This window comes from Flavobacterium restrictum (assembly GCF_007097245.1).
Lineage (GTDB): Bacteria > Bacteroidota > Bacteroidia > Flavobacteriales > Flavobacteriaceae > Flavobacterium > Flavobacterium restrictum.
The window spans coordinates 1-15,445 of the sequence record NZ_VJZT01000019.1; the positions used below are offsets into that span (position 1 = coordinate 1).

The window sequence follows — 15,445 nt, forward strand, 5'->3', positions numbered from 1 at the left end:
TTTAAAAGCTACTTAAAACAACAGGAATTAAGCAAGACTACAGCCGAAATGTACCATTATCAAACAATGAATTTTATCAGCTTTTTGGATAAGGATAATACAGAAGTTGAGAAATGTACAGAAAAGGAAATAATGTTATACTTGGCTCACTTGCAAAAAAAAGGCATAGCATCAGAAACAAGAAAATTAAGGTTATCGGCACTAAAACACTTCTTCAACTTCCAAATAGAAAACAACAAAAGAAAAGACAATCCAGCCAACAGGATAAAACTACAAGGAGGACAAAAACAAAAACTCTATCCAATACTAACACCACAGGAATTACAAAGCATCTACGAAAATTATCAAGTACCAACACAGGAACATCCCAAAAGCCATCACAATTGGTTTAACGCCTATAAATTAAGTAAAGAAAGAAACAAAGTTATTATAGGTTTATTATTGAATCAAGGCATCACAACGGCAGAAGTTAGCAGAATTACAATAGATAGTTTAGACCTGCGAAATGGCAAAATAGACATCACGGGCGGAAGAACAGGAAAAGACCGAACACTGGAGCTGAAATCAAGCCAAATAATGGATTTAATGGAGTATCAGTATAAAACTAGAAACGAACTACTACAATACCAAATACAGCAAACTAAACTATTATTTTTAAGCACGCCACCATCAGGACAAACACAGGTAAAAGACCCAAGTACACTAAATATCTACAAGCGATTAACAGAAGAACTAAAAGAACAAAACCCAAAGTTTATCAATTTTTTACAAGTTCGGGCATCGGTAATAACATATTGGTTAAAGAATTATAATTTAAGACAAGTACAATACCGAGCAGGACACAAACGAATTATATCTACAGAAGCGTATTTAATAAACGATATTGACGACTTGCAAAAGGAAATTGACAGCTTCCATCCAATCGGATAAAACAGGCTGAAAAGTAGCAAAATATGTTAGTTAGTAATATAATATATTACTTTTTAGATTTTTTTTAAAAGAAGTAAACCTGTGTCAAGCCCATATGGAAGTACACGTGCACTTAAAAAAAGGTTTTTTTTAAAAAGGGAAAATAAAGACGTATCGTTTTTTACAAACGAATAAATCCCAAAAAGGGAAGCAATAAAACCGATAGCGTTTATTAAATCCATACATCAAATATAGGAATAAAAAAGAACCAATCTGCAAACAAACAGCAGAAGCAAAAAAGCGGTCTCCCTCCGGTCGTTCGTTTTGTTCCGTTCGGCTGTTCCAGTCGGCTGAAAAAAGCCTCCGTTCCACAGTCCACTCGTCAGCATAGCACCTGCCAGCCTTGAAAAAAGGCAGGCAGTTACTACGCTTCCTCGTCCTCATCTTCACACACTCACTTCCTGCGTTCGTCGGGGCTACTGCGTCCGCAACACAAACCCGCAAGAAAAATGCGGGTCAGTGTTCGCGTCCACCGCCCCTTGTGTTTTGGCGGTTGCTCTACCGCCAGCCATCAACCTCAATAGGAACGCCCGAAAAGGGCTGATTTTATAGATTTGTTCCGCTGACGCTTTACTTGTTCGGTTGCCGTTACACGCTCCTGTCCCTACGCCCCCGAAAAAGGGCTTTCGGTCCAGGGTGGCTGTCAGTGACCGCAACACCGCCACCCGTTCAGCAAAAAAAGCTTTCTATGAGTTGGAATGGATAACGCTTTTTTTGCTTCACTTGGGGTGTTTATTGTAGCACCGCATAACTCAATCGCCGTAGGGCTATGCTCATTTTTTTAGAAGATTGCCAAGGGGAATTTATCTGAAAAACAACATTTACGTTTTGGCAATCTTCCAAAAAAATCGAGCGCATAATTAAAGATTTATCGGGAAAATTGGGTTGCCGAATTTAGAGATTTTGGCTTTTTTGGTTTAATTGTTGGATGAATAAAAACAATCTCTTTTTCTTCAATTAAAAGAAAAAAAACTACTTTTGAAAAGCAAAGAAAAATGATAAGGGAACGTTCTTAAAAAAATAAATTTTGTCAAAAGTGAGTCATAAGTAAACGCAAAAGCGGTCTAAAAAACGGTTAAGCAGTTACAAGTATAAGTTCAACGGAAAAGAATTGCAAGACGAATTAGGGCTTAATGTTTACTTCTTTAAATTCAGAACTTCCGACCCAGCTTTGGGAAGGTTTTGGCAAATAGATCCACTTGCAGGAACATATCCACATAACTCTCCTTTTGCGTTTGCAGAAAATAATGTAACAAGCGGAACTGACCTTGAGGGATTAGAACTTTCTTTCCATCTTAACGGTAATTTAGCAACAGCACAAAATGGACCAAGAGTTACAGGAGGAGTTGGCGGAAATTATACACTTCAAGAATTAAAAAGCCATATGGCTCAAAAACAAGCCAAAGAAGATAGGGCTATGCAAAAGATTATGTCTGGAGACCCGAGAAGTCTTCCACAATCTGACATACATCTTCCAGCGAGTGATATAAGAGTTGCAAGGTTCAATGACCCAGGAATGATGATGGCAGATGGAGCGCGCATTGGTGCTGAAATGATGGCTACGGATATTGCAGTAGGTAAGATTATTCAAGGTGTTGGTGCTCTTCGTGCAGGAGAAAGTGTTTGGAGTCTGAACGCATTACAAAGAGGAAGAGCGATAGAGAATATGCTTGGAGCAGATGCTAGTTGGGCTAGAAACTTCCCTACTATTGATAAAATAGAAAATGGTGTTGCAACTAGTATTAAAAGTATGGATTTAACAGCAACATCGTACCAGAAGGGAAATAGCGTACTAAATACACTTAAAGGTTATGTTGATAGTTTGTCTAGTTTTTCAAGTAAAACTTGGGGCGGTACAGCTGTAACACAAGGAGAGAGTTATACGAGCAAAGCATTAGAATTAGCAGTACAAAGTGGTAAAGGTTCGGAAGCACAATGGGGTCAAATTAATCAAGCCATACAATATGCTTTAGATAAAGATATTAATGTAACTATACGATTTATAAAATAGAAAAAAATGACAAAGTCAGTTGTTATAAAAAGATTTTTAAAAGATAATAAATATATAATACATCCCAATTTAGTTGTTAAGGATAGTGGTTCTTATGCAATCCCTCCTTACATAACGGAGTATAATTTAAATTCTACAGAGTTATTAGATAAGATTTTATATGCGCTGGAGTTTAGTAAAGAAGGAGGCAGACCAGTAGAAGACCCTAAAACAAGACATCAAGAATTTTTAAAAGCAATGGGAGTAAAAACGATGAAAGCTTTACACGACAATACAATAAATTTAAGTCTTTATGTTAGAGATGGAATTGTAGTCTTTGTCCCTTGGGAAAATAAAGGTTCAAAGGAAGGTTTTTCAGGATTTAAAGAGGACTTAACGGTAAAGTTACCCTTTAACTCACCAAAAGAAGAATTAGTAAAAGCATTAGAACTAGCACTATCAAGGTGTAAATAGAAACAAAAAAAGCCCCAAATTGGGGCTTTTTCTATTGCGCTAATTGCTGAATTTTCTTTTTTGTTATGAAAGCATCGAGAAAAATTTTTACAAGATGTTTTTCTTCGGAGTTTAGTTTTTCTACTTCCTGAAACTGTTTTATAAGTTCCATATCGGTTAGTTGCGCTTCTACTTGCCCTGTTTTACCGTTCATTAAATAATCGGTGCTAGTTCCTAATACGGAAGCTAACCAGCTCCCCCGCTGGTCTGTCTCGTCCTAAAATAAGTTTACATATTTAGCAGCAAACAACAAAAAAACCTCGGTCAAAGTTTATTTGATTGAGGTTTTTTGGTTTATGAAACTACATTTTTTATGAAAACGGATGCCCAGATAGTAGTGAAAATCCTTGTGAGCCGGGGTTTGGCTCACAAGATTGTAACGAATAGCTGGAAATAGCTCCTGTAGTAGAAAAAATCCTAAAAAGCGAATACAAGAGCGATACCCAACCACAAGCTGTTCGAAGTGTTCATCAAGAAGGAGAATTCATCGAAAAACCGTGATGCTCTGCGATGCTTTCAGCCCCTGTCCCGATTGGCAAGATCAGCAAATAGCAGACTAACTATTTGCGGCTACAGTTTAGTGATTTTGGAACAAAAAACTTAAATGTAATTTTTCATGATAAGAATTGCAGGTTTAATTTTTAATTGTATATTTGCAACCTTAAAAATTTATAAAACAATTTGTTATGTATGCAATCGTAGAGATAGCAGGGCAACAGTTTAAAGTTAGCAAAGACCTAAAGGTTTACGTTCACCGTTTGGCAAATGAAGAAGGAACAACAGTTTCATTCGACAAAGTTTATTTGCTTGACGACAACGGTACAATCACAATAGGCGCCCCAGCTATAGAAGGTGCTTCAGTAGAAGCTAAAGTGTTACAACACTTAAAAGGAGATAAAGTTATCGTTTTCAAAAAGAAAAGAAGAAAAGGATACAAAAAGAGAAACGGTCACAGACAGTATCTTACTCAAATTGTAATTGAAGGTATTACTGCATCAGGCGCTACAAAAGCAACTGAAGACGCAGCTCCAAAAGTAAAAAAAGCTCCAAAAGCTAAAAAAGAAGAGACACAAGAATAATAACAATATAAAACTAATACGTCATGGCTCACAAGAAAGGTGTCGGTAGTTCTAAAAATGGTAGAGAATCAGAATCAAAACGTTTAGGTGTTAAGATTTTTGGTGGTCAAGCTGCTATTGCTGGGAACATCATCGTAAGACAAAGAGGTTCAAAACATAATCCAGGTGAAAACGTTTACATTAGTAAAGATCACACCCTACACGCAAGAGTAGATGGAGTTGTAAAGTTCCAAAAGAAAAGAGATAACAAATCATACGTTTCTATACTTCCGTTCGAAGCATAATTCATACGATTTTAAAGTATCCAGAAAATCCCGTTTCAACTGAAACGGGATTTTTTTATATAGAGTATCATCAGTTTTTGTTTTTAAAGAAAAGAGCAAACTACTGTAATAACAGCAGTATAGTAATACCATTTAATAGTCCAATTGCAGTCGAGAACCATTATAGCATCTCGACTTTTACCTGTATTGAGTGAAGTCGAAAGACTCGATGTGATAAAGAATTATGGGACTCTTTTAAAATAGCACTGGTAAAAAAAAATCCCATTTTGATTACTCAAAACGGGATTTTTAATAGTAACTAATGCGCTATTAGGCTAGCATCGTAACTGGGTTCTCTATATATTGTTTTAAAGTTTGCAAGAACTGTGCTCCTGTAGCACCATCAATTGTTCTATGATCGCAAGCCAATGATAACATCATCGTGTTTCCTACTACAATTTGACCGTTTTTTACAACTGGTTTTTGCACAATGGCTCCCACTGATAAAATAGCCGAATTAGGCTGGTTGATAATCGAATTGAATTCGGTTATACCAAACATTCCAAGATTAGAAACCGTAAAAGTACTGCCTTCCATTTCTGTTGGGAGTAATTTTTTGTTTTTGGCTCTGCCAGCAAGATCTCTTACACTAGCCCCTATTTGCGACAAGCTCATAGCATCTGTAAAACGTAATACTGGAACTACCAAACCGTCTTCTACAGCTACCGCAACACCTACGTTCACATGGTGGTTGATGATGATGACATCCTCTTTCCATTGTGAATTTATTTTTGGGTGTTTTTTTAAGGCCAAAGCACACGCCTTTATAACCATATCATTAAACGACACTTTTGTATCAGGCACACTATTGATTATTGCTCTTGACTGCATGGCATCGTCCATAGTTACTTCGATCACTAGATTATAATGAGGCGCAGTAAATAAAGATTCGGCTAAACGTTTGGCAATAATTTTTCGCATTTGCGAATTTTTTATCTCTTCGGTAAACACTTCTCCTGCAGGTACAAATGGTTTGGCAACCGAGGTTGTTTCTACTTTTGTTGGAGCTGTTGCTGCTGCAGGCGCAACAACTTTTGGGCTAAAGTTTTCGATATCGCTTTTTACAATACGTCCATTTTCACCAGAACCTTTTACCTGTGTCAATTGAATGCCTTTGTCACTCGCTATTTTTTTAGCCAATGGCGAAGCCAAAATACGCGGCCCATCAACAGGCGCTTCTTGCTCAACATGCGCAGCGGTTGCTACTGGGGCTGCTTTTGTCTCTACAGTTGCTGTTGCGGGAGCTGCTTGTGGCGCACCACCAACAGTATAATTCTCGGCAACACCACTAATATCTGTTCCTGCAGGCCCAATGATAGCTAATAAACTATCAACTGGTGCCGCATCGCCCTCTTGAATACCAATGTACAATAAAGTTCCTTCATTGAAGGATTCGAATTCCATTGTGGCTTTATCCGTTTCGATTTCGGCTAGAATATCTCCTTCAGCTACTGTATCTCCTACTTTTTTCAACCACGTTGCTACCGTTCCTTCGGTCATAGTATCGCTCAAACGAGGCATAGTTACTACGATTACTCCAGCAAGAAGTGAGGCAGCTGTTTTTGCAGGTGCTTCAGCCTTAACTTCGGCAATTGGTTCAGGAGTCACAACTGTTGTTTTAGCTTCTTCAGGAGCTGATACACCACCCGCAATAAGAGCCGAAACATCTTCGCCCTCGTTACCAATGATAGCTAATAAGGAATCTACAGGTGCGGTTTCTCCTTCTGGGATTCCTATGTACAATAAAGTTCCTTCGTTAAAGGATTCAAATTCCATAGTTGCTTTATCGGTTTCAATTTCGGCTAGAATATCTCCTTCGCTAATTTTGTCTCCTACTTTTTTTAGCCAAGTCGCTACCGTTCCTTCCGTCATTGTATCGCTCAAACGAGGCATTGTAATTATTGTTGCCATAATTGATTATAGTTTATGAGGTGTAAATGGATAGTTTTCTTGATCGTATACTACGTCGTATAGTTGTTGGATTTCTGGATATGGAGATTCTTCGGCAAATTTCACACATTCTTCAACTAAATCCTTCACTCTTTGTTCGATAGCTTCAATTTCTTCTTGTGTAGCATATTTTTGATCTTTTATTACGTCAAGAACTTGCGTAATTGGATCTATTTTTTTGTATTCTTCCACTTCATCTTTGGAACGATACAATTGTGCATCGGACATGGAGTGACCTCTATAACGGTAGGTTTTCATTTCAAGAAATGTTGGCCCATCACCACGTCGTGCTCTGTCGATAGCTTCAGTCATTGCTTCGGCTACTTTTACAGGATTCATTCCGTCTACTGGCCCACAAGGCATTTCGTACCCTAAACCTAGTTTCCAAATATCCGTATGATTAGCGGTTCTTTCTACAGATGTACCCATGGCATATCCATTATTTTCAACAATAAATACTACTGGAAGTTTCCATAACATTGCCATATTGAAGGCTTCGTGTAAGGAACCTTGACGCGCAGCACCATCCCCAAAATAGGTCATGGTTACGCCACCTGTTCCATTGTATTTATCTCCAAATGCTAATCCAGCACCTACTGGTATTTGTCCACCTACAATTCCGTGACCTCCATAAAAACGGTGTTCTTTAGAAAAAATATGCATCGAGCCTCCCATTCCTTTAGAAGTTCCCGTAACTTTTCCCATTAATTCCGCCATGATACGTCTTGGATCCACACCCATTCCTATGGGCTGAACGTGGTTTCTATAAGCCGTAATCATTTTGTCTTTTGTTAAGTCCATAGCGTGTAGTGCGCCCGCTAGTACTGCCTCTTGACCGTTGTATAAGTGAAGAAAACCTCTTACTTTTTGTTGGATATATAAGGCTGCAAGTTTGTCTTCAAACTTTCTCCAAAGCAACATATCTTCATACCACTTTAAATAAACTTCTTTTGTAACTTCTTTCATCTGAAATAATTCTTTTGCTAAATGTTATTGTATTGTCAATGGTGACCTATAACGCAAAATAGTTGCCTCACCACAAATTTGCGAAAAGCAAAAATAAGACATTCCAAGGACGCAATAAAATTTATAGCCTAGTTTTTAGGATTTTTAAAGGTATTTTTTGTCAAATAGAAACGGAAGTAGGTTTTTGAGGGAGTCCGATTTATAAACCGCCCCTATTTCTCCCATAAAATAGATTATTATAGGGGTGTCTTGTTTTATTTCATATTCAGCTATCGATTGCCTGCAAGCACCACAGGGCGGAATAGGAACAGTGGTCGTATTAGTATCCGATGCCGCTGTAATTGCCATTTGCAAAATTTTGGCTTCTGGAAAATTGGCGCCTGCATAAAAAACAGCGACCCTCTCGGCACAAAGTCCAGAAGGATAGGCTGCGTTTTCTTGATTGGAGCCTAAAATAATTTTTCCGTTATCCAATAGTAAAGCTACACCAACTCTAAATTTAGAATACGGCGCATAGGCATTAATCCTGGCTTTTATGGCTTGTTGCATCAAATCTTGACTTTCCAAAGGCAAATCAGCAATGGAGTCGTAGGCCGAGAAAGTAGTCGTAATGGTTATTTTTTTCATTATTTTGAATAAAAAAATCCAAATTTTATCTCTTTAACAAAAGATAAAATTTGGATTGTTACTAATATTTTTTTGTTTCTAGTAGGTTTCGTATTTGTCGCCAAAATTAAATGTCAACGAAAAACGCAAGGTATTTTCCAAAGGATTCTTCACTTTTGAAGCCGAAAACAAATAAGAAACATCCACTTTTACCACATTATATTTGAATCCTGCTCCCATGGAGAAGAATTTTCGAGATCCTTTTTGATCACTTTCGTGAAAATAACCCGTACGCAATGCAAACGATTCTTGGTATTCATATTCGGCTCCAACGGCATAAGTAACCTCTTTTAACTCTTCGCTAAAACCATTTGGCGCATCATTAAAAGATTTAAAAACTCCAGATGTCCATCCAATTTTACGGTAATTTTCATTATTTTGAGCACTTTCTTCGGTAGTTACAGTTCCGTCTCCATTCAAATCAGGATTTTGAGGCGTTGGTACTAATAATTTACTGAATTCTACATTAACGCCTACCTTATTGTATTCGTCTAAAATAAAATCAAAACCAGTTCCTATTTTCAAATTCGCTGGCAAGAAATTACTATTGAATTGATCGCCATCGTAGCTGATTTTTGGTCCTAAATTTTGAATATTGAATCCAGCTCTCCATCTTCCGTTAAAATCATTGTAGGCGATTTCTTCTGATTGAAAATATCCTGCAATATCTACTGCAAAAGAACTTGCTGGCGAAGCATCCACATTATCCGAAGCTACTTTTAAACTCGAACGAATATAACGACCCGCTACTGCCATGGAGAATTTTTCGCTCAATTGCAAGGAATACGAACCATCAAAAGCAAATTCGTTTGGAGAAACAATACGAGGCACCTCATTTGGATCACCAGTTTCACGCAACTCGATATCGCCAAGTCCAAAATAACGCAAACTTCCTGCAAAAGCACTTCGTTCGTTTAATCTATTATAATACGTAATTTGACCAAGTGAAATGTCATTGACTAAATCCGTAAGATAAGGCGTATAGCTTATAGAAAATCCTTGCTTATCTGTAGCGAAAGCATATTTAGCGGGATTCCATTGTTGCGAAAAAGCATCAGGAGAGGAAGCAACACCAATATCCGCCATACCTGCTGCTCTAGCATCGGCAGCTACTAACAAAAAAGGAACTCCAGTGGTTATGACTCTGTTATCTTGCGCTTTTGCAACAGAAACAACCAACATAAAAACAAAAATTAACGCAGTTTTTTTCATTCTAATTTTAAATTTATTTAACAAATATATAGTATAATATTAAAGGATAACTAATTTTTCAAATTTTTCGGTCTTCTTGTTACTCAAACTTGATTTTACAGTTAATTTATAAATATAGACGCCTTTTGCCAGTCTATCGCCAAAATCATCTTTACCGTCCCAAGTGATTTCTTTGGACAGAAATCCTTCGGTGGTAATAATTTGATTTTTGGTCCAAACAATTTTTCCCGTAATCGTCATGACCTGTACTTGAACTTCTAATGGTTCATACGGGCGGTTGTGTGTAAACCAAAACTCCGTGTAATTAACAAACGGGTTGGGATAATTCAACACATGAGTCAACGTTATGGTTTGATCTCCTACAACCACAAACTGAATTTCAGTAACAATGGGATTATTGTACACATCCCAAGCTTTGAACGTTATCGTATGCACCCCTACGGCCAAATTACGCAACGGAAAACGCACTGTGCCATGCGTAAAATCATCTAATTTGGTTTGGTAATAATCATTTAATATATAGGGATTACTCTCATCCCCATCCAAAATCGCCACAATATCATGCCCTATTCCACTGGCAGTATTTATTCCATTCTCATCTTCTAATAGTGCTACTAAAAACGGAGACTCATTGGTTATACCGCCTGACACAAAACTTTCATCGTTCATATATAACTTCACTCTTGGACTAATATTGTCTACGGTTGCATTTTCGTTTATACCACCTATTTTTATAGTAGTGTCATAACCCGTTTGATTCTCCAAGGTTTGATTTTTTTTGGCATAAAAACTAATTCTTCCATTTCCAAGTGGAACTCTAATATCTCTTGGCACCACAAAACTGAACTCAAATTGCCCATTGGCAACGGTTGCATTTCCTCTAAAAATGGTTTCGCCCAAAGTCACAAAAGGCATTGGCGCACTATTGCCATCGTTATTTAAGGTTATTCTTGAGATGTTTTTGTCAAAAATAGTTGTGGCAATCTCGCCATTATAATTGGTCAGTTTATTATTATTTTCGTCGGTTATTTCTCCAGTTAATTTTATTTTTCCCAAGGATTTAAAATCATCTACAGCTTGTGTAATGGTGACATCATTGACTTTGGTCAGGGTAATTTTTGGTTTTGGAACGGCGAGCATTATAGCAGGATCCCCTAAATAAAAAACCACGTTTGTGGCTGAATTGGGATTTTCATTTTTAGATATCCGAAGCGCTTCTGCCATCGAAGTATAAGAGTTTGAACCAAAAGACAATAAATTTTTGGTCAACAAACTATTGAAATTTTCGGCACTAAATTGCCCGATAGATCTAATGGTTGTAATCATAGATATAGCGCCGCCTTTTGGATTCCAATAGGTATATTCACCAGCTGTGGGTCTTGACGGGTTATCAAAACGTGAAAATTCGCAGGTTATGGTTACAAACAACGGGTATTTGTATTGGTTGCTTAAGTTTTGTCCATCGGCTTTTTCCCAAATTCGCTCTGCTGACAAACCATCTTCCCCACCATGTCCTAGGTAATTAAAAACCAAAGCTCCTTTTTCGAAAGCATTAAAAATATCTTCTCTCGCTTTGGGATACCGCGATCCACCAGCAGAAGCTTCTTGCACATAGGAATCCATAAAAACTTTGGAAACATTCAAAAAAGGCTTTTCGGAGGTAATTAAATCGGCCAAAATATTTTGTTTATTTTGCAAAGAAGCATCGGAAACCGCATCGGCATCGTCAGAAATTAATACAAAATTATTGCGCCAACTTCCGTATGATTTCAAGTCATGGTATTCAATCACTTTGTTGACCATTTCTTCGGCTTGAACCGCATCATTCACAGGCATTCGCCCAATTGCAATATCAATTCCGCCAAAATAAGAAATAATATTCCCTTCATTCACATCCATTAATCCATAAAAATCATCTGATGCAAAAGAAGATTCTCCAGATGTGTTACTCTTTAAAGCATGATAAATAGGAACAATATTAGAATTATTAGCAATTCTATTTTTATAATCATAAGACGCATCGCCAAAAAGATTGACGTATTTCACTCTTTTTTCAGCCGAAGAAGCATTGTCATAGAGGTATTTAATACAATTTCTGATGGCAGCAATATCCTGTTTGCCTGACGAAAACTCTTGATAAATGCTTTCTAAAGTGATTACCTTGACATTCAAATTAGCATTAACCCGATGAAATTCGGCTAATTTTTGAGCTTGAGTAACCAAAAAATCGGGTGTTATAATGACATAATCGATGTCTTGAAAAATACCTTGTGCATTTTTGAAAAGCGTTCCTTTTAAGTTTTGATTGCTGATTTTGGTTTTACTTGTTTTTAACGGAGTCAAAAAATCAGCCGTATCTAATGCGATGTATTTCCTAACTTCTCCCAAAGTAGCTTTGAACGAAAACGCACTTTGATTGCTATTAACGACTTTGGTAACCGCAAATAAATCCGTTACATCCCAAATTTCAGGAATGGAAGCCGCATTTGATAATGCATAACTCACAATTCCTTGGCTAGAAAATGCAGCATCGTATTGAAAATGGAATTGTTTTCCGTAGCCTATCAATTTCCGTTTGGCAACAACGGCAATATAATCCAAATACCCCTCTGAACCTGCCACACCGTTATTGTTAAAGCTGTATTTGATTTTGACATTTTCCGTAGGAGTAAAAGTCGCATTGCTAGGCAAGCCACCCAAATTATACAACGTATCCGAATAACTAATCAACGAAGGTAAATTAATACTACCTATATCTTGACCATTAGCCGCAATCTTAAACGAAGTGGGTGTAAAAGCGGCAGCGGCTGTAACAGTTGAGATTTTGGCAGGAACACTCACATCGATATTAGGAAAATTAAATTCAAATTCTTGATCTGAATTAATTTCAAAACTTTCTCCAAACCACTGCCTTCCTAAACGCAAAACGTTTATTAAATCCAGTTCATGGTGTTGATGGTCGTCAAAAGTACTCAAAGTCAAGGTGCTGTTTCCTGTTGGCTGTGCCATTTCAGGAATTCTTTTTCCGTCATCACCTTGAATCGTTACATAATAATAGGACTTGGTATCATATAAATTATTGAATGTTTGGCTTTCGTCATTCCAAGTATCAGTTCCTTCTGCGTAAAACAAAATGTAATCATTTGCATCAAAAACACCATCGCTTTCGCCAATAATTTCTATGGGATTCTCGGTCAAATCCAATGGATAGTCATTATCATTCGACAAAGGAATCATTTTGCCTCCGTTACCATAAATTTTTATTTTTCTAGGATCAACATTGCTAACATTAAGCCCTAGTTGCTGCAAAAAACTTTTAGAAATTTTATAAACACCTGATTTTTCAGTATAAAATTGATACCAATCTCCTGTAGCTAGTACTGAATTAGTAATCAAACTACTGGTTTTACTGGTCTTTTCAAAACGAGAGGCAGTCGCATTTGTTGTAGTTGCATACGAAAACGAAAGTATTCGTTTGTATCCTGATTCATCTTTTACGATTGGCGAAAGAGTCAAAAAAACAGCTCTAACTCCTCTAGAATTAGTTATTTGAAGGGATTCTGATGGCGTTTTTGGAACATTCGAAAGATCTAAATCACCCAATTGAGCAACCGTCACCGACTCATAAACCACATTACTTATTTGTATAGAATTACTATTCTGGGAAGCTGATTCAGAAATCTTTAGGGTATAAAACAACGCTTTTTGGCTAGTGTCAAAAAAATAATTGGAACCACTAAAACTAGGAACAATGATTTTGTAATCGCCTACAGCCATTTCTTTTTTCCCTTGCCAATCGATGGTTATATTGCTTTTATTTTGAGCAAAAGAAACCGTCGAGATCAACACAAAACAAACTAAAAGTAATTTTTTCATTATTTTTCAAACGTCATTTGGAACTAAATAGTATAAGCAGTAAAAATAACCCAATTAGTGCAATAGTAAATAATAAAAAGTATAAATTTGCGTTTCTGTTATGTAATTCAATAAATCGATTTGAGTAACCTAAAATTATTTTAAAATGTTGTTGCCAGTTAATCGTTAATTATTATATTGCGACACCTAAATTATTACCTATTAAAGAGTATGAAAGTAAACAAAATTATAACCTTACAATTAGTTGCATCAATGTTATTGATTGTAGGTTTTGCAAGTTGTAGTAAGAAATCTAGTTCGAAAAGTGCTTCAAGAGCTACAGGATGGAATGTCAATGGACAAAAAGCGGCTTCGAGTAAGAAACAGCAAGCAGGTCCTGGTTTGGTCTTTGTAGAAGGAGGAACATTTACAATGGGTAAAGTGCAGGATGATGTCATGCACGATTGGAATAATACACCCACGCAACAACACGTTCAGTCCTTTTATATGGACGAGACAGAGGTTACCAATTTTATGTATTTAGAATACCTAGAATGGTTGAAAAAAGTGTTTCCACCAACCGAAGAAAACTATAAAAACATTTACGAAGGTGCTTCGCCAGATACTTTAGTTTGGAGAAACAGATTAGGATACAATGAAACCATGACTAATAATTACTTAAGACACCCATCTTATGCTAATTATCCAGTAGTAGGTGTAAACTGGATTCAAGCGACAGAATTTAGCAAATGGAGAACTGAACGTGTAAACGAAGCTTTGTTAGAAAAAAGTGGCTACCTTAAAAAAGACGCAAAAACCAAAGACGTATCGGCCGAAAGCACTTTCAGCACTGAAACCTACTTGAATTCGCCTACAAAAACATACGGAGGTAACGAAGAAATAGTTTTAAAAGGTAGAAAAGGTGCTAGAAAAGCACCAAAAGCAGGTAAAGACGGTAAAGTAACCGAAGAAAAAAATGTCTATGCACAACGTTCCTCTGGAATTTTATTACCTGAATATAGATTACCAACTGAAGCCGAATGGGAATATGCCGCTGCTGCTGATGTAGGACAAAGAGAATACAACATTTACAAAGGTCAGAAAAAATACCCTTGGTCAGGTGACTATACTCGTTCAGGAAAAAGACAAAGCAAAGGCGATCAATTAGCCAACTTCAAACAAGGAAATGGAGATTACGGTGGGATTGCAGGATGGTCTGATGATGGTGCTGATATTACTAATGAAGTAAAAAAATACCCAGCAAATGATTTTGGATTGTATGATATGGCTGGAAACGTAGCTGAATGGGTTGCCGATGTTTACAGACCAATAATCGATAACGAAGGAAATGATTTCAACTATTTTAGAGGAAATCTCTATACCAAAAACAAGATTGGTAAAGATGGTAAAGTAGAAATAGTTACTAAAGAAACAATGACATCTGATACTTTGAGCAATGGTAAAATTGTAGTAAGAAGCTTTCCTGGTCAAATCGCACAAGTTCCCGTTGATGAACAAGAGACTTATTTAAGACAAAATTTTGACAAAAGTGACAACATCAATTATAGAGATGGTGATAAACAATCTACTCGCTATTATGATTTTGGAAACTCTAGTGAAAGTACCAAAAAGGAAAAAGACGGTCAAGAAATGTATAACTCACCAAAACACAATGTCACCACAGACAGTTTAGGTAAAATGGTTAGAAAATACGACCAATCAAGCAAGAGAACAACTCTTATCAACGATAAAGTAAGAGTGTACAAAGGGGGGTCTTGGAGAGACAGAGCGTATTGGTTAGATCCTGCGCAAAGAAGATACTTCCCTCAAGATATGGCAACGGATTACATTGGATTTAGATGTGCTATGTCTAGAGTTGGTCCAAAATCTGAAAAAAGAAAATCAGCTAGAAATTAATTCTG

The 15,445-nt window shown here is 36.9% G+C and carries 12 protein-coding genes and 1 pseudogene; 7 read left to right on the forward strand and 6 right to left on the reverse strand.

From position 1 onward, the window contains the following. The 4 genes and pseudogenes from FNW21_RS14315 to FNW21_RS14330 form a co-directional block, all read left to right on the forward strand. Positions 1 to 930, forward strand: a 930-nt coding sequence (locus FNW21_RS14315) for a tyrosine-type recombinase/integrase (RefSeq protein WP_144257441.1), incomplete at its 5' end; no start/stop codon positions are given. A 1,129-nt stretch (positions 931 to 2,059) separates the two neighbouring features. Further along, positions 2,060 to 2,236 (forward strand): annotated as a pseudogene (locus FNW21_RS16780) (RHS repeat-associated core domain-containing protein); the annotation flags it as partial. Positions 2,237 to 2,353: 117 nt separating this feature from the next. Then, on the forward strand, positions 2,354 to 2,980 hold the full coding sequence (locus FNW21_RS16590; RefSeq protein WP_394344694.1) for an endonuclease toxin domain-containing protein: 627 nt from the start codon (positions 2,354 to 2,356) through the stop codon (positions 2,978 to 2,980). Between the two features lie 6 nt (positions 2,981 to 2,986). Beyond that, positions 2,987 to 3,433, forward strand: a complete 447-nt coding sequence (locus FNW21_RS14330; protein WP_144257442.1) for a contact-dependent growth inhibition system immunity protein — start codon at positions 2,987 to 2,989, stop codon at positions 3,431 to 3,433. A 31-nt stretch (positions 3,434 to 3,464) separates the two neighbouring features. Here the strand turns inward: FNW21_RS14330 and FNW21_RS16375 are convergent, their stop codons facing one another. After that, positions 3,465 to 3,626, reverse strand: a complete 162-nt coding sequence (locus FNW21_RS16375; protein ID WP_185963940.1) for a hypothetical protein — start codon at positions 3,624 to 3,626, stop codon at positions 3,465 to 3,467. 532 nt (positions 3,627 to 4,158) lie between these two features. On the opposite strand from FNW21_RS16375, the gene rplU reads away from it, so the two are divergent. Together rplU and rpmA are read left to right on the forward strand one after the other, a co-directional pair. Further along, positions 4,159 to 4,551: a 50S ribosomal protein L21 gene (gene rplU, locus FNW21_RS14335; protein ID WP_144257443.1), complete on the forward strand. Its 393-nt coding sequence runs from the start codon at positions 4,159 to 4,161 to the stop codon at positions 4,549 to 4,551. Between the two features lie 23 nt (positions 4,552 to 4,574). Further along, positions 4,575 to 4,835, forward strand: coding sequence for a 50S ribosomal protein L27 (rpmA, locus tag FNW21_RS14340; RefSeq protein ID WP_007805051.1), 261 nt, complete (start codon positions 4,575 to 4,577; stop codon positions 4,833 to 4,835). 309 nt (positions 4,836 to 5,144) lie between these two features. Here rpmA and FNW21_RS14345 read toward each other — a convergent pair whose 3' ends face one another. The 5 genes from FNW21_RS14345 to porU all read right to left on the reverse strand — a co-directional run bounded on the left by FNW21_RS14345 (position 5,145) and on the right by porU (position 13,544). After that, entirely contained in the window at positions 5,145 to 6,785 is a 1,641-nt protein-coding gene (locus FNW21_RS14345) for a pyruvate dehydrogenase complex dihydrolipoamide acetyltransferase (RefSeq protein ID WP_144257444.1), read from the reverse strand. 6 nt (positions 6,786 to 6,791) lie between these two features. Then, entirely contained in the window at positions 6,792 to 7,790 is a 999-nt protein-coding gene (gene pdhA, locus FNW21_RS14350) for a pyruvate dehydrogenase (acetyl-transferring) E1 component subunit alpha (RefSeq protein WP_144257445.1), read from the reverse strand. 144 nt (positions 7,791 to 7,934) lie between these two features. Then, positions 7,935 to 8,417, reverse strand: coding sequence for a cytidine deaminase (gene cdd, locus FNW21_RS14355; protein WP_144257446.1), 483 nt, complete (start codon positions 8,415 to 8,417; stop codon positions 7,935 to 7,937). A 78-nt stretch (positions 8,418 to 8,495) separates the two neighbouring features. Further along, a complete protein-coding gene (gene porV, locus FNW21_RS14360) occupies positions 8,496 to 9,668 on the reverse strand; it encodes a type IX secretion system outer membrane channel protein PorV (RefSeq protein ID WP_144257447.1) in 1,173 nt (390 codons plus the stop codon). 39 nt (positions 9,669 to 9,707) lie between these two features. Further along, a complete protein-coding gene (gene porU / locus FNW21_RS14365; RefSeq protein WP_144257448.1) occupies positions 9,708 to 13,544 on the reverse strand; it encodes a type IX secretion system sortase PorU in 3,837 nt (1,278 codons plus the stop codon). A gap of 210 nt (positions 13,545 to 13,754) precedes the next feature. Between porU and gldJ the strand changes: the two genes are divergently transcribed. Further along, positions 13,755 to 15,440: a gliding motility lipoprotein GldJ gene (gene gldJ, locus FNW21_RS14370; protein WP_144257449.1), complete on the forward strand. Its 1,686-nt coding sequence runs from the start codon at positions 13,755 to 13,757 to the stop codon at positions 15,438 to 15,440. The last annotated feature ends 5 nt before the right edge of the window (positions 15,441 to 15,445 follow it).